The following is a 15,804-nucleotide window of genomic DNA, read 5'->3' as shown; positions in this document are numbered from 1 at the left end:
CGTGAGCGCCTATTTCATCCTCCGCAACGGCGGCCGCATTCTGCTGAACGACGCCAGCGGCGGCGCGCTGATCATCGCGGAGAACGTTATTCCGGAGCCGCCCGTCAAAGCGATCCCTGTCCGCGTCAGGCAGCGCCCGTTCCGCAGCCTCGTCACTGAAGCCGATCCCGACTTCACGACCGAAGACTCCAACCCCATCGAATACGAATTCGGCAAGCGCATCTTCAGGGGGCGCTACCGCCAGCGCTTCCCCTACAGCGAATAGGACAGATCACCACCATGGACCGCGCCTTCAAACTCGGCGAGATCGAACATGCCCGCAGCAGTTTCGATCCCGACGGCCGGCTGCGCGCCGCCAATGAGCGGCTGATGCGCCACGTCGCCGATGTCCTGCTGCGCCACTATCCCGGGCATCCATGGGGCGTCGCCAGCGAGATCGAGCATGGCATCGTCAAGGTGTCACTGATGGGTTTCGTTCAATGGCCCTATGTCATCCACATCGCCACGCTGAAATCTGATCCCGGCATGCGCTCCGTCATCGAGGCTGGGGGACATCTCCTGGAGCGATTCCGCATGCCGCGGCAAGGGTTCTCAATGGCCGACTGGCAGAGCGCGATGCAACGCACGCCGTGGCATTTCAACCGCAACAAGAAGGCTCCGGTGTAGCCCGATGCCAGGACCGGTCAACGAAATCTGGGACACCCGCAACAACATGGAGGCTGATCCTTCATGGGCGGGCGGTGGCCAGAAGCGCGCCATGGACGTGTCCTCGCTCTATGACACCGATCCGGATCAGAGCGAGGACATGCCCGGCGATGAGGCGGACGCGGATGACGCTCTTGAGCCGGGTGCCATGAGCCTCAGTGATGCGCAACTGAAGGCTCTGGCCGTTTCGTCCTTCAATCAGGGCAAGGAGTATCAGGACCGGCTTCGCTCGGTGTGGAAGGGCGCCTATGATGCCTTCAATTCCAAGCATCCCAGCGACTCGAAATACAGCGGCTCGCGCTTTCGTGGCCGATCTCGCCTTTACCGCCCCAAGACAAGAGCCACGGCGAGGAAGAAGCAGGCGGAAGCGGCGGCGGCGCTGTTCTCGACATCCGATGTCGTCATCGTCTCGGCGCAGAATGACTCGGTGAAGGAGCAGCAGGCTTCCGCTGCGATCATTCAGGAACTTCTTAACTTCCGCCTGACGCGCGGCAACGAAAACGCCTCCATCCCATGGTTTCAGATTTCCATGGGCGCGCACCACTCCGCGCTGATGACTGGCATTTGCGGGTCGAAGCAATATTGGGACTACGCCACGGAGGATTATCCCGTCCCGGCGCAGACCGTTTCGACGCCAAATCCCGTCGATCCCGCGGGCGAGCCGATCACAGTAACGATACCCGCCACTGTGGCGCAGAAGGTGAAGCGCGACCGGCCCCGCGTGCGTCTCTATCCACCGGAAGACATCATCCGCGACCCTGCGGGAGCATGGGAAGACCAGGCGCAGGACTCGTCATACGTCATCCTGCGCAACCCCATGTCGGTTGCGGATGCCTATGAGTTCGTGACGGCGAGCAACCCAAAATCCCCGGTGCAGTTTCACGACGGCCTGACGTTCAACATGATCTCGGCCCGCGCAGGGCAGGGAACGACAGACACCAATGCGCAAGGCACACGTGCCGCGCGTGAAAGTGATAGCAGGGACCGCTATAGCGACACTTCGGCGGCGAAGGAATTTCAGACCGTCTGGCTGCATGAGGTCTTCATGCGCATCGAAGGCCGGGACTGGGTGTTCTGGACCTTCTCGGACCACACCATCATTTCCAACTGCGTCCCTGTTTCGGATGCCTACCCCGAGCAGGGCGGCTCGCGTCCCATCGTCATCGGAACGGGCGCTCTGGAGCCGTTCAAGATTGATCCCATGTCGCCCGTTTCCGCGTGGCAACCGCTGCAGCAGGAAATCAACGACGTCGTCAATCTCCGCCTCGACGCGGTGAAGCAGACCATTGCGCCACTTGCAATCGTGCGACGCGGCCGGAGCGTCGACGTCAAGGCGATTCAGAACCGCACCGCCGACAGCGTGGTCTATGTCCAGGAGGACGGCGATCTCCGGTTCGACCGCCCCGGCGATGTGGGGCAGAGCGCCTATGTCGAAATGGAGCGGCTCAACGCCGATTTCGACGATCAGGCCGGGAATTTCTCTATCGGCTCGGTCCAGACCAACCGCCAGTTGGGTGACACCGTCGGCGGCATGAAGATGATGAGCGCCAACGCCAATGCGCTCGGAGAGTTCGACCTCCGCGTATGGATCGAGACATGGGTTGAGCCCGTGCTGCGACAGATCGTCAAGTTGGAGCAGTATTACGAAAACGATCAGAACGTCCTCGCCATCGCGGCGGATCGCGCCAAGCTGTTTCAGAAATTCGGACAGCAGCAGGTCACTGATGATCTGCTGCAGGAGCAGATCACCCTCACGGTGAACGTCGGCATCGGTGCCGCCGATCCGCTCCAGAGCCTGCAGAAGTTCGGCATGGCCACGGAAATGGTCCTCAAGACCTTGGGGCCGATGGCGGCGCAGCGCGCCAAGCAGGATGAGATCATCAACGAGGTCTTTGGCAAGGCGGGGTACAAGAACGCGGCAGAGCGGTTCTTCAATCCCGAAGCGCAGCAGGATCCGCGCCTGATGCAGGCGCAGAAAATCATCCAGCAGATGCAGCAGGCCATGGCCGAGATGAAGAAGCAACTCGACGACAAGAGCGCTGATCGCCAGGCGAAGATTGAGACGGCGAAGATCAGTGCGCTGACCACCTTGGCGGCAAAGGAAATGGATCACCAGCAGGGAACGACTGCGGCATTCCGTGACGCCGCGATTGGTGCCGTCGCTGCCGATGCGGATCGAAATTTCCAGCGCGAGCAGGACCAGACGGCCCAAGGGCAGGAACGCATGCGCCAGATGCGCGACATGCTTGGCATGCAGCGGCCGCCGATGGCGCCGCCCGTGCTGCAGTAAACACAGGAGAGCAGAGACATGGCCTATTCTGGATTGAGCGACGTTCTCGCGCGGTGGGGGTTTTCAAAGCCCTCTCCGGACAAGTTCGGTGGCGTCGGCAGGATCGTGCCGACGAGCGACAGCACAGACCTAACGGCACCTTATCCCAAGAGCGTCGTCACACTCGCGGCCGGCAATATCAGCGTCATTCCGGCGCGGCAGGCGGATGATACGCCCATTCCCTTTGTCGGCGTTGCTGCGGGCTACACCGTGCCCTACACCGTTCGCCGCGTGCTGGCGACAGGAACGTCCGTCGCAGTGGCGACAATCGAAGACTGATGAGCCTTTCGCTCGCGCTCGACCTTACGGTTGGTTCACGGACAGTGAACGCTGGAGGTGGGGCAGGCGGCGGCACTGCGCCTGACGCGCCGACATCGCTTGCGCTGGCCACGCCTACCTACAATCGCACTCCGGGCTTTGATGTCTGGTTGGCCCTGCCGCAGGTTGGTGACGTGCTTCGCTGGAAGCGTGTATCCGTGACCGACGGCACGGTCACAGTCGACCACACCATCACGCAAGACGAGATAGCCGCGAACGTTTTCGCCACCGGCTTCGGCACGCTTCCGAACGAAACCTATGACTTCAGCGTGGCGCATGGGCGAGGCGGAAACTTCTCGGCCTATTCTAATGTCGTCACCACCGTCATCACCGACGCGCAAGCCGCGTTCACCTTCGGCAGCACGAGCGGGACGCAGAGCGGAACAAACCCGGCCAGCCCCTACAGCGTGGCCGGGCGAGCACTGCCCAACGGGCACAAAGCCGTTGTCCCCGTCATCTTCTACAGCGTAACCGCCGCGAACGCCGCTGTGATGACGGTCGATGGTCGCCCCTGCACCAAGATCGTGGAGCACTTCTCTTCGCATCTTCTGGCCGTCTTCATTACCAATGACGTTTGCATCAGTTCCTCGGGCACAATTGCCCTCACCTACACCGGCACGCCCTTCGTCATCATCATAGGCGATCCCATCCAGGCGGACCACGTTGGCGGACTCGGCGGCTCGGTAAGTTATTTCGCGGGGTCCGGATCGAACGTCAGCAACATCACCACGCAGCCCTCCGGCGCAGGCATGATCCTGAGTCTCGTTGCCGGGGGTACGCCTTCCATCACATGGACTGGCTCGACGGCAGGCACGTTCACCAACGGACTCAAGGTCTCGATCAAGAACTCGGGCAACACCACGGATAGCGTCACGCTCAATCCCGGCGCCTACCACTTCGACTGGTTCGTTCCATGGAGTAACTGGCTATGAGCCGAGGCAACGCAGTCGTGGGCATGGACTGGGCCGATTTCGGCTCGTGTCCCTATCCCATCAACATCGCGAAGATGTCCTACAGCCATCAGGCTCCAGCAGCACCCGCGAGCTTTGCGTGGACGCAGGAGCTTGATCAGTACGGCTTCCCGAATGTCGCGCTGCCTACCTATCGCATTGATCGTTACCTTCAGACCTTCAACACCGAAAGCGGCTATGTCGGCAAGCATCGCCTGAAATGGGACAATCAGCTCGGTCAGACCACGGTCAGCTTTTCCGGGGGCATCACCAACCTTCAGGTTTTTTCCGGCACGATCACTCAGGCGGGTGGCGACCTTCAATGCTCCGGCTCGAATGGTTACGCCGAGTTCAACATCGGGCCCACACAGCAGGCCACGATCAAATTTGAAACCGCTGGTGCGACATGGAACGGCACAGCGAGAAATTTCCGCATTTTCCGCTCCGACGACGCGACGGATGAAGCGGCGGAAAAATTGGTTCGTCAGGAATTCATCGACAAGGCTGTCGCCTTGGGCATCACCGCCCTGCGTTTCATGGACGGCAACGGCGTGAATAACGGATGTCAGGCCCTGTGGAAATATCGTCGCAAGACCACGGACTTTGCTTGGTTTGGCGACAACCGCATTCCTGCAGGGGTCTATTCCGGCGCGGTCAGCGGCACGAACAATTACACCGCGAACCTTGCTCCGGACAACAATTCCACAACATGGACGGACGGCGAAAGCAACTTCGGCATCTACGCCAATCAGCAATCCAACAATACGCAGGCTACATTCAAAGAGGGCACCAAGTCTCAGAAGAACGTCGTCTCCATCGGCGGCGGCCTGATGAACAATGCATCCGGCGCCGCTTCCGATACCATCAAGGCCAACATCAACGGAATGCAGTATTGCGCCAAGCTCGACGCCTGCATCTGGCTTGCCACCAACTTTCAGCAGGGCTTCGGCATGGTGGAGAGCATGCCCTATGAGGTGTGCGCCGAAATCTGCATCCGCGCTGGGATTGACTGCTACATCTGCATTCCCACGCTTTACACCTCGGCCTCAATCCAATCTCTTGGCGCGCTCATGGGCGGCCTGTTCGCGGGCACGGGCATTCGTTGCTTCATCGAGTTGGGCAACGAACTGTGGAACGGTCTCTTCGGCCAAGCACAGCTTATGTACGCGATTGCGACAGCGCTGGGCTTCACCGCTGCAGCTCCGGCCAATGGCGATGTGAACCTCGCCCGCTTCTCGGCGCAGGGCCTCATGCACCGGCAGGCCATGGAAGCCTTTGCCACGGGCTGGGTCGGCGCAGGGGCGTCGATGAACTATCTCAAGCGTGTCCTCGGCGTGCAGAACGCCGGGTCTGTCTCTGCGCTCAAGACCTACTGCTTTGAGGGCGTGCAGCTCGGCAGCTATGGCTACAACACTGTCGGCAACCGCCCCATCGACTACACCGACATCGTGGCAACCGCTCCCTACGATTGGGGCGGCACCATGCTCGCAGACTACCATTGGACCGCCACCAACCTTAACTCCACCATGCTCACCGCCGTTTGCGCGGCGGCGGACGCTTATGCTGGTGGAGACACAACGACAGGCATCAGCTATGTCGATGGGCAGATGCGGAATGGCAACGCCATCGGCGGCAGCATCGATACCAACTCCCTCGATTACGTCATCCCCACGCAGATGAAACTTTGGGATGACCTCATCAAAACATACAATCCCACGCGGACGAGCCCGCTGCGGATTGGCTGCTACGAGGGCTTCACCCAAATCCGGTGGCCCAGTGTCGATCAGCTTTCCAACCTCGGCGTGGCCCCGGGCTACGGTACCGGCACGGGCACGGCGCAGACCATCTGGGAAACCGGGAAGGTTGTTGGGATCGGGGCCTATCGCACTAATGCCAGCAAGGTCTACATCTCCACCACCTCGGGCACCACGGGACCGACGGCCCCGACGCACACGAGTGGCACGGCCAATGACGGTGCGGTCACGTGGCAGTACATCGGCCCCGCCAACATCGGCACCGTGGGCGGAGACAAGATCAAAAACATGGTCTTGGGCTGGCGCGCTTCTTCCCTCGCAAAGGATTTTGCCAAAGCCTACTACGACCGCCTTATGGCGCTACCCAACATGGTGCTCCCCGGCCAGTACACCCACTTCATCGGCGTAGGCGGATCAAACTGGTACAATCAGGCCGGCTTTTATTCCGCCGTCAGTCCATTCACCCAAGCCCTCATGGACTTCAACGCGAAGCCCAAGCGGCTATTCCGCGCCAACGGATCATAGGAGACAGCGATGCGCTATCAGAATGAAGGCCACTTTGTCGAGGCGTGGAAAACCGGATCAACCCCGGACTATCCCGAGTGGATGGCACAGTTCCAAGAGGGCAAGCACTACATCATCGCCTCGGACGGCAGCATTGACTTGCTTGGCGGGCCGAACGTCACCGCCGCCGATCTCGATCCCGGCGACTGGCTCATCTACGACAACGGCTATCTCACATGGATGCCGGATGTGAAGTTCCGATCGGTGTACGTGCCGGTAGGTTGATGACCATGAAAATCGTCACCGAAGCCACGCACCTGCCGGAGGACTATGATCCTCTCATCGGGATGGTCGTGCTGGGCGACAATATTGAGCGCGCCCTCATGGACGAGACCAGCCCTCTTGCGGCTTTGCTCTCGCATGCGCGGGAACAGATGATTGCGGCCATTCATGGGCTGCTCTCCGCCGACTTCTCAAGTCAAAACGGAATTTCGGATGCGCGCCGCTGGCAAGCCGACGCGCTCCGCTATCGCGACACGTGCAACTGGCTCGGACAAGCCTTGGACAACCGTGACCGCGCGGAAGAAACCGCCGCCGATGATGAATTGGACGGCGAATCCTCCGTGCAGGAACTCAGGGAACAGATGAATGGTACTCAACGCCAGCAATACCCAGACGCCTGATCAGATCGTCGACGAGGCGCCGGACAGCCCCGTCGCGGAAGATACCACGGCGTCAATTGATCAGCAGTCCTCGTCCGGCGTCGACCTCCAACCCGCCAAGAAGGAGCTCGACCTTGAGGACGGCGAGGGGAAATCACAAGCGTGGCGCGACGACAAGCGCAACGCCATCTTTGCCAAGGCCAAGGCGAAGCGCGAGGAGTCGGTCATCCCGTTCGAGGGCAACAACAACGACCCAAACGTCCTTTATGGCTCGACGGCGGATCAGAGCGAACTGAGCGACCTTGAGCGCCAGGCCGTTGACCGCGCAAAGCAGGTGCGCCAGCGCGAGATCGACTCTGCCACGGGCCAGCAGTCGCGTGATGATCAACAGCAGGACAACACTGAACCCGCGCGCGCCAAGCGCCTCGCGGACATGGACCCCAATTTCGCACGCCAGCGCGTCACCGTCGTCATCGACGGGCAGGAGCGTGAGGCGACAATCGAGGAATTGGTTCGCAGCGCCCAGATGAATGGCGCAGCGGACAAAAGACTGACGGCCGCCGAGGAAGTTCTTCGGCGCGCCCAGGAACTCCGGCACGCAGCGGAAAACCAGCGCCGCGACGCCGGACAGCACGAGCAGCATCAGGATCAGGCCCAGCAGCAGTTGCAGGAGCGGCAAACCAGCGCCCCTGACTTCCGCACGCTGGCGGAGAAGATCCAGCTCGGAACCGCCGAAGAGGCGGCAGAGGCCATGGAGCAGTTCGCAACAGCGACGCGCGCCAGTGCCCAGCCGTCCCCGTCACATGGCGAGGACGACTCCCAGCGCTTGCGCCGCGTGCTTGAAGAGCAGGCTTCGGAAGAGGCCTTGATGAAATTCGGGAACGAAAACCCCGATGTCGCGCAAGACCCGATGTTCCAAAGTGTCGTCGCCAACTTTACCCACCGGGCGATGATCGAGGACCTGGCTCGCGCGGGAGTGCCGCAGGACACCTTGAGGACCATCGTTCAGGACCCCGTAACCCTGACCGATACCCACAAGAAGGCCCGTGCGATGCGCATCCCAGGCATCAGGGGAGCCGGAGAATTGCTGCAAGCGGGCCTTGCAGGCGCCCGCGACTGGCGCTCCGGCCAGAGAGGCCAGCCGCAGGCGCAAAACCAGCGCCCAGCGCCGCAGGCCCCGATGTCCCAGCCGTCGCGCGAAGAACGCCGCGCGGCGATCCAGACCCAGCCCGCGGCTCGCCGGATGATCCAGCCCCAGGGACAAGGCGCGGTCTCGCAGGAGCAGAACCGCTCCCGCTCCGTCGCCGAAATCCGCAAGGCGCGCGGACAGCCGGCTTAACCCCCAACCACCACTTTCTCAGGAGAAACGACAATGCCAGGCCAGATTTGGTCGGTGGCCGCCGAGGGCGGCTATCTGTGGAGCCCCGAACTGAGCGACTACCTGCGTATCCAGGTGCAGCCGCTCTGCAAGATGCGTCAGTTCTGCGATGCCGAGGACGGCACCGAAAAGGGAACCGGCGCGGGTGATACCTTCACGTGGGACATCATCTCGAACGTCCAGCGTCAGGGCCGCCGCCTTTCCGAAACCATGCCGATCCCCGAGACCAACTTCACGATCTCGCAGGGCTCGCTCACGGTTGTCGAATGGGGACAGTCCGTTCCCTACACCGGCAAGTTGGAGACGCTGGGCAAGCACAAGGTCCAGAACATCATCGACAAGGCTCTGAAGCATGACGCGCGCAAGAGCTACGACATCGAAGCGTGGATGCAGTTCAACACAACCCCGCTGCGTGTCGAACCCGCTGGCGGCAACTCCGCCACGGCGGTCAACCTTGATACCAACGGCACGGCCTCCGTCACCAACAATGCGGCGCTGGGCACGGGCCATATCAAGGCGGTGTCCGACACCATGAAGGAGCGCAATATCCCGCCATATGAGAACGATTCCTACTTCTCGATCTCTCATCCGTCGACCTATCGCACCTTCAAGAACAGCATGGAGTCGATTCATCAGTATACCCAGGAAGGGTTGCAGATGATCCGCTTCGGCGAAGTTGGCCGCTACGAGGACTTCCGGTTCATCGAGCAGAACAACATCCCGAAAGGCGGCGCCGCGAACTCCACCACCTTCGACCCCGTCGAAGGCGTGGCTTCGGCGTGGGCCAACGGCGTTTCCTCCTGGGCATTCTTCTTCGGCGCCGATACGGTGACGGAGGCGATCATCATCCCCGAGGAAATCCGCGCCAAACTGCCCGGCGACTACGGCCGCTCCAAGGGCATCGCGTGGTACGGGCTGGGCGGCTTCGGCGCCATCCACACCACTGCCGCCAATGCGCGCATCCTGAAGTGGGACAGCGCCACCTAGGCGCTGTTCTCTCAATCATCACCCTGAAACCCTGAACAGGAGAGCATTCCAATGCCCACCTATGACGATCCGGTCCTTGAGACCTATATCCAGCCGTCCTCGGCCTTCGGCGCGACGACGGAAATCCAGACCTATGTCGGGCCGAAAGGCAAGCGCGGCATGGTCCTCGACATCGATCTCGACATCACAGCGGACATGGTCGGCACCACGACCGTCCCCGAGATCGATGTCGGCACCGCGTCCGGCGACACCACCTATGGCCGTTTCCGTCTCGGAACCACAGCCACGGCGGGTTACACCGTAGCGCAGGGCGCGGCCCGGCGCGCATCGCAGGTCGGCGGCAATACTGTGACGGACGATACGCCGTCCTTCCAGGATTATGTCGGCCACGTGATGCTGCGCACCGCCTACATCCCGGCCGACACCCCGTTCGTGATCACGCGAAAGGCGGGCGTTGGCGGTACCCCGGCAGGCACGGCCCGCAGCCGTGTTGTCATCGGCTGGTTCTGATCTGATGCCGGGCAACTTCGACAACACGATCAAGTGCGAGCCGCAGAACGAGCGGCAGGCCAAGCGCACACCGTATGAACGGGCTGGATCCGGCGAGGAGGGTGCCCATGCGGGCTATACCACGCTCGATCTCGCCTCGACGTCTCCCTACGGAGACAAGGAGCGCAAGGGCCTCGCTCCCAACGCCAACTATCCCCGCCGCTACAGCTAACCCCCGGCGGGGTCCTCCCTTCACCCTGAACCCACGTTCCATTGAAAGGACTGACCCCCATGGAACTTTCCAAAAAGAACCACGGCGTCGTGAAGACGACCGTTGATGGCACCAAGTTTCTCGAGAGCTATGGCAAGGACGATTCCGACGTGACCGGATCGGCCCGCGACGAGCGCAAGATGAACATTGGCGGCGGCATCAACGACCTCTCCCGCTCCCTGATCGGCGCGACTGCCAATCAGAAGGGCGGCGAGTAAGCCGTTTCACATGAAACACAGGGCCCGGCTTCACCGCCGGGCCTTTTCCATTTCAACAGGAGAACAGAGCCATGGCATTGGCACCGCGATTCAACCGCCAGAAATATTTCTCGACCGTCCACGGCATGCCGGGCGCCGAGTTCTACCAGAACGACACGTTCTACAACTCCGAAGGGCTTGCCGTTTCGGAGCATGGACAATTACTCGAAATGGAGCCTGATACCGCACCGAAGAAATCGAAGCCAGCGCCGACGCCCGCGGCTCCGCAGCCGGACGATGACGCGCTCGATGCCCAGGCCGACGCATCCGATGATGTCGATCTCCGGGCCTATGCCGACGGGGCCAAGTCATACCCGTTCCAGGCGGTTGTGGCCGCCATCGCGCGCCAGTTCGATGAGCAGGTGACGTCGAAGAAACAGGCCATCGACATCATCAACGCCAAGATCCCCGCTGCACCGGCGCAGTGATCAAGAAAGAGCCGGGATAAAGCGCGATGGCGATGTCCTTCACCACCCTCATGGGCGACAAGTCCACCGAGGGGTCGATCAAGTATTATGTCCGCCATTCCGAGGTGCCCTCGGCGTCCATTCTCGAATCTGCGCAGGGGTATATCTATTCCAAGCTGCGCACCCGAGAGATGAAGAAGCTGCTTGCGGGTGTGACCATTGCCTCCGGCGATACCGCCATCGCGCTTCCCGCCGATTTCCAGGACCCGATCTCGCTCTGGCTCGACAGGGATTACAAGCAAGCGCTTTCAATCCTGGACGAAGAGCATTTCGAAGAGCGCGTCGACAGGGACAGCAGCGGCAATCTCTATCAGGGGACGCCATGCCAATGCACCATGGACGCCACCACCATCTATCTCGATGTCGCGGCTGACCAGACCTACTACTATCGCATGTGGTACTACGCCACGCCTGCAGCGCTCTCGGTGAGCAACGAGACCAACTGGCTCACGGCGCGCTATCCCCAGCTTCTGGAAGCGATCTGCAAGGCATACGCCTATCGCCACCGCGAGGACGATGCCAGCGCCGATAAATGGCTGCAGATCGGCGTCGCCACGATTGAAGACGCCAATGCGCAATACGACCAATTCCAGCAGACCATCCGGCAAGAAGCCTATTGGAGCCGTCCATGACGACGACAAGCTATCTCGAACTCGAAGATCAGGCCACGGGCGCCAACAACAATACGTGGGGCGACGTGGCCGATGCCAATTTCGCGGCGCTGGAAGAGGCCATTGCGCGGTTCGTCGCCATCTCGACCACCGGCGGAACGACGGTCCTGACATCCTCTCAGAACCGCCGCGCCATCGTCATCGTATCAGGAGCGCTGACGTCTAATGCCATCATTCAGGTCCGCACGGCGGAAAAGAACTGGGTCTTCATCAATCAGACCACAGGCGCTTTCTCCGTCACTGTGAAGCCTGCCAGCGGCAGCGGCAAGACGATCCCGCGCGGCCTTGCGGTGCAGCTTTATTGCGACGGAACCAACGTCCTGACCGCCCGGCGCGGCGTTCCGCATGCCACGGCGACGGGGACCGCCGATGTGATGGTGGCGGCCTTCGACCCCGCCTTCACCGCCTCCGATCTGATTGACGGAACGCTCTTCATTGTCGAGGCCATGGGTGCCAATACCATCACTGGCGTCACCTTGGCCATCGATGGCATGGCGGCCAAGACAGTGACCAAGGGCGGCGGGCAGGCGCTGGCCGTGGGCGATATCCGCGCTGCGGGGCAGAAACTGCTCATGAGCTACGACGCCGACAACAGTCGCGTCGAATTGCTGACGCCATACATCAATTTTTCGACCCTTGCCGTCCTTGCCACGAGCAACGTCTTCACAGCACTTCAAACCGTGGCGGTCACGGATGCGGTGACAAATGCCCTTACCAACCTGATGATCCTCCGGCACCTTTCTTCGGCAACAGTGGCTGCGGGATTCGGACTTTCCATCCTGGGCCAGTTGCACAACGCAGCCGGCACGCAGAAGAACGCCGCGTCCATCGACATGGACTGGGTGACAGCGACGGACGCCGCCGAGGATTCCCGGGTCACGTTCCGCACCATGATTGCGGGCGCCGCAAAGGCCATCCGGGGGTACTTCGCCAAGGGATTTGTCGTCGGCGCGCCAACCGGAGGCGACAAGGGCACCGGGACCATCAATGCCGAAGCCCTCTTTACGAATGGAAATGGCGTGCCGCCCGGGACAAGGCTCCAGCGCAATTCCACAAACAACATCACGTCAAACACGACACTCACATCAGACAGTACGCTCACCTTTGCCATGGCGGCGAACACCAATTACGCCATTCGGGCCAAGATCATCGCCCGCGCTACCAGCGCGGGCGGCCTCAAGATGGCCATTGATGGCCCGGCATCGCCTGGACTTGTCGTGGGATCAACCATCGGCCCCCAACTGTGGGGCAGCAACAATGAATCGCTAGACAACAGCATCACGGCCTATGGCTCCGTGGTGTCTTTCACTCCCGGCAGTTCCGGTACGGCGGTCATCACGCTCGACCTTGTCATTCAGAACGGGGCCACGGCCGGAGCATTTGCGCTGCAATTCGCGCAGGCCACGTCTTCCGCGACGCCGACACCGATTTATCTCGGATCCTATCTCGACTACTGGACGTTCTAGCGATGGCGTCGCAGGCAAGAAAAATCCCCATTCCCCTGGCCAGCGGCGTTACGCTGGCTGCGACGGAATATGAGGCCCAGGGACGGTATATCAGCACGGACAAGGTGCGTTTCGTGCAGGGCAAGCCCGAGAAGATCGGCGGCTGGCAGCAATGGAACTTGAGCGGAGACGATCTTGACCGCATCTGCAGGTCAATCCTGTGCTGGCAGGATTTCAACTACAATTTCTGGCACGCCTTCGGCACATCGGGGCGCCTGTGGGTCTTCAATCAGGAGAAGGTGAAGACCAACATCACACCATGGGAGACGACGGGCACGATCTCAAATCCGTTCTCGACTACGAGCGGAAGCGCCGTCGTGACAGTGTCCCACACCGCGCATGGCGTTGTTGTGGGGCAGTATGTGAATTTCTCTGGGGCCACCGTAGTAGGCGGCGTCACGATCAACGGCGAATACGCCGTCGCCGCTGTCATTGATGCCAATAGTTACACCATCGTTCATTCCGCCCCTGCGGCTTCGACAGCAGGGCCAGGCGGCGGCGCTTCGGTGGCATTTTCCTATGAGCTCGAGGAAGGCTTTGTCAATCTCACCCTTGGCGGAGGTTGGGGCATCGGCACATGGGGCACCGGAACATGGGGCACGATCCGCTCCTCGCCGACCTATGCCCAGTTCCCGCGCCTCTGGAGCCTTGATACCTACGGCCAGTATCTTCTCACCATGCCGTCGGGCGGCAAGCTTTACCAATGGGCGCTAAATCCCGCCAATCGGGCCGAAGCCGTTGCCAATGCGCCCTACGGCAACTTCATGTTCGTCACATCGGAGCGCATGGTCGTGGTGCTCGGTGCCAATGGCGCTCTCATGGATGTAGCGTGGTGCGACGATGATGACCCGACGGACTGGACCCCCACGGCGCTCAACACCGCCAACCTGCGCCGACTCCAGGAAGGCGCGCGCCTCGTCGCCGGAGCACGTCTCGCGCAGCAGGTTAACCTGATCTGGACCGATACCGCCGTCTATCTCATGCAGTTTCTCGGGACCAATGAAGTTTATTCCACACGTGTTGTGGGAACCAATTGCGGCCTGATTGCTCCCACTGCCTTCATCACCGTTGACGGCGCGGCCTTCTGGATGGGGCCAACCGCATTCTATATGTACAACGGCGCGGTGCAGAAGGCGCCGAACATGGATGACATCGCGGATGTATTCCTTGATCTGTCGCCCACTCAGCGCGTCAAGGTTCAGGCGACATACAATTCGATCTTCCGTGAGGTGTGGTGGTTCTATCCCTCACTCAATGCCGAGGAATGTGACCGCTATGTCATCCTCAATCTGGATGATCTCCGGTGGACACCAGGAAGCATGGCGCGCACGGCGTGGGGCGGTCGCACGCTCACCGGAATTACCAGCCTGTTCGCCACTGGACTTGATGGTATCATCTATGAACACGAAACCGGGAAAGATGCTGATGGCGCCGCGCTGGATTGGCACATCGAGAGCGGTTACTTCGACATCGACAGCGGCAATGAAGGCGTCAATGTCGATGGATACATCCCGGACTTCAAGCGGCAGACGGGCGAGATCAGCCTGACATTTGTCTCACGGGATTACCCCGAAGACGACGCGGCAATTGACACCGTGATCAAGAGCATCGCCGAACGCCAGTCTATGGTTGATGTGCGCCACTTTGGCAGGCAGTCCAAATTCCGGCTCTCGCAGGAAGGTGTTCTCGGCGGAGATTTCCGCGCCGGGGCGCAGCGTCTTGAGGTCGGCACCACGGGCAAGCGGCGGTAAAGACATGCGCCCGGTCTCTCTTGGCCAGCCGCCGCTCAATGACAAGGCGGCGATGAACAGATGGATGCTGGCTGCTCTGCAGGAGATCGAGCGTTCGTCGCACGACGATATCCCGCAAATGTTCAGCGGATATGCCGTCACCAATTACACCGAAACGCGCACTCTCGATGCAGGTTCAGCCACTACGGCGGATATCGCAAACGTGCTTTGCACCCTGATCACCGATCTCAAGGCCCGCGGGCCGAAACGCACACGATAGGAGGACAGACATGGCAGCGACCTATGAGCAGATCGCTTCGCTTTGGAACCAGATTTTCCCGGGCCAGAACGTGCCGACGAGTGGAACGGGAACGGACGCCATCAAGGCGCTGCTCGAGGGTCTGAAGGACTACTCAAAGAACAAGAAGAACAGCGACACCGTAGGCAACCCATTGCCGACATGGGCGACGCGTCAGCCCGTCGATACGACTGAGCTGTTGCGGCAGTTGTCGGGAAACGTGGGGCAGTCCGCGATGCCGGGTGGATACGTGGGCGCGGTCCAGATTCCGGCATGGAATTCCGGTGGCGTCGCCTCTCAGGGCATAGATCCGCTCACATATGGCCAGACAGGAACGGGGCAGCCTAACGGAGCGGCCACGTTCTTCCAGCAGACCGTGAATGGAGGCATGGCGCCGGTCTCTGCGCTGTCGCCGCTTGGCGTCACCAAGGGCTGGAACCCCTTTGGCCTATCCACTGAGAAGACCAAAGACAAGGACGATGGCAAAAACTCGAATTCAACAACTCATGCTAATCTACGGTAAGGAGGC

General features: G+C 61.0%; 19 protein-coding genes. All 19 read left to right on the top strand.

Features of this window, described 5'->3' with window-relative positions; all coding sequences use genetic code 11:
• Position 1: 1 nt before the first annotated feature.
• The 19 genes from QM694_RS06225 to QM694_RS06135 all read left to right on the top strand — a co-directional run bounded on the left by QM694_RS06225 (position 2) and on the right by QM694_RS06135 (position 15,798).
• Entirely contained in the window at positions 2–265 is a 264-nt protein-coding gene (locus tag QM694_RS06225; RefSeq protein ID WP_415006085.1) for a hypothetical protein, read from the top strand.
• A gap of 14 nt (positions 266–279) precedes the next feature.
• On the top strand, positions 280–666 hold the full coding sequence (locus tag QM694_RS06220; RefSeq protein ID WP_415006084.1) for a hypothetical protein: 387 nt from the start codon (positions 280–282) through the stop codon (positions 664–666).
• Positions 667–670: 4 nt separating this feature from the next.
• Complete coding sequence (locus QM694_RS06215; protein WP_415006083.1) at positions 671–2,995, top strand: hypothetical protein; 2,325 nt, start codon at positions 671–673, stop codon at positions 2,993–2,995.
• Between the two features lie 18 nt (positions 2,996–3,013).
• Positions 3,014–3,313 (top strand): spike base protein, RCAP_Rcc01079 family, encoded by a 300-nt coding sequence (locus QM694_RS06210; protein ID WP_415006082.1) that lies wholly within the window; start codon positions 3,014–3,016, stop codon positions 3,311–3,313.
• 44 nt (positions 3,314–3,357) lie between these two features.
• A complete protein-coding gene (locus QM694_RS06205; protein ID WP_415006081.1) occupies positions 3,358–4,284 on the top strand; it encodes a hypothetical protein in 927 nt (308 codons plus the stop codon).
• Positions 4,285–4,307: 23 nt separating this feature from the next.
• A complete protein-coding gene (locus QM694_RS06200) occupies positions 4,308–6,581 on the top strand; it encodes a hypothetical protein (protein ID WP_415006080.1) in 2,274 nt (757 codons plus the stop codon).
• A 9-nt stretch (positions 6,582–6,590) separates the two neighbouring features.
• Positions 6,591–6,845, top strand: coding sequence for a hypothetical protein (locus QM694_RS06195; protein ID WP_415006079.1), 255 nt, complete (start codon positions 6,591–6,593; stop codon positions 6,843–6,845).
• Between the two features lie 5 nt (positions 6,846–6,850).
• Entirely contained in the window at positions 6,851–7,243 is a 393-nt protein-coding gene (locus tag QM694_RS06190) for a hypothetical protein (protein ID WP_415006078.1), read from the top strand.
• Positions 7,209–8,561: a hypothetical protein gene (locus QM694_RS06185; RefSeq protein WP_415006077.1), complete on the top strand. Its 1,353-nt coding sequence runs from the start codon at positions 7,209–7,211 to the stop codon at positions 8,559–8,561. Before QM694_RS06190 ends, QM694_RS06185 begins: the two co-directional genes overlap by 35 nt.
• 33 nt (positions 8,562–8,594) lie before the next feature.
• Complete coding sequence (locus tag QM694_RS06180) at positions 8,595–9,587, top strand: hypothetical protein (RefSeq protein ID WP_415006076.1); 993 nt, start codon at positions 8,595–8,597, stop codon at positions 9,585–9,587.
• Between the two features lie 51 nt (positions 9,588–9,638).
• Complete coding sequence (locus tag QM694_RS06175) at positions 9,639–10,097, top strand: hypothetical protein (RefSeq protein WP_415006075.1); 459 nt, start codon at positions 9,639–9,641, stop codon at positions 10,095–10,097.
• A gap of 4 nt (positions 10,098–10,101) precedes the next feature.
• Complete coding sequence (locus QM694_RS06170; protein ID WP_415006074.1) at positions 10,102–10,308, top strand: hypothetical protein; 207 nt, start codon at positions 10,102–10,104, stop codon at positions 10,306–10,308.
• 59 nt (positions 10,309–10,367) lie between these two features.
• Complete coding sequence (locus QM694_RS06165) at positions 10,368–10,565, top strand: hypothetical protein (RefSeq protein ID WP_415006073.1); 198 nt, start codon at positions 10,368–10,370, stop codon at positions 10,563–10,565.
• Between the two features lie 71 nt (positions 10,566–10,636).
• Positions 10,637–11,032, top strand: coding sequence for a hypothetical protein (locus tag QM694_RS06160; RefSeq protein ID WP_415006072.1), 396 nt, complete (start codon positions 10,637–10,639; stop codon positions 11,030–11,032).
• A gap of 26 nt (positions 11,033–11,058) precedes the next feature.
• Positions 11,059–11,703 (top strand): hypothetical protein, encoded by a 645-nt coding sequence (locus QM694_RS06155; RefSeq protein WP_415006071.1) that lies wholly within the window; start codon positions 11,059–11,061, stop codon positions 11,701–11,703.
• On the top strand, positions 11,700–13,208 hold the full coding sequence (locus QM694_RS06150) for a hypothetical protein (protein ID WP_415006070.1): 1,509 nt from the start codon (positions 11,700–11,702) through the stop codon (positions 13,206–13,208). The genes QM694_RS06155 and QM694_RS06150 overlap by 4 nt, the downstream gene beginning before the upstream one ends.
• A gap of 2 nt (positions 13,209–13,210) precedes the next feature.
• Positions 13,211–14,998, top strand: coding sequence for a hypothetical protein (locus QM694_RS06145; RefSeq protein WP_415006069.1), 1,788 nt, complete (start codon positions 13,211–13,213; stop codon positions 14,996–14,998).
• A gap of 4 nt (positions 14,999–15,002) precedes the next feature.
• Positions 15,003–15,257, top strand: a complete 255-nt coding sequence (locus QM694_RS06140; protein ID WP_415006068.1) for a hypothetical protein — start codon at positions 15,003–15,005, stop codon at positions 15,255–15,257.
• Positions 15,258–15,267: 10 nt separating this feature from the next.
• Positions 15,268–15,798, top strand: a complete 531-nt coding sequence (locus QM694_RS06135) for a hypothetical protein (protein ID WP_415006067.1) — start codon at positions 15,268–15,270, stop codon at positions 15,796–15,798.
• The last annotated feature ends 6 nt before the right edge of the window (positions 15,799–15,804 follow it).

The organism is Aestuariivirga sp., from assembly GCF_047602625.1.
Lineage (GTDB): Bacteria > Pseudomonadota > Alphaproteobacteria > Rhizobiales > Aestuariivirgaceae > Aestuariivirga.
This window is presented reverse-complemented; position numbering and strand designations above follow the sequence as displayed.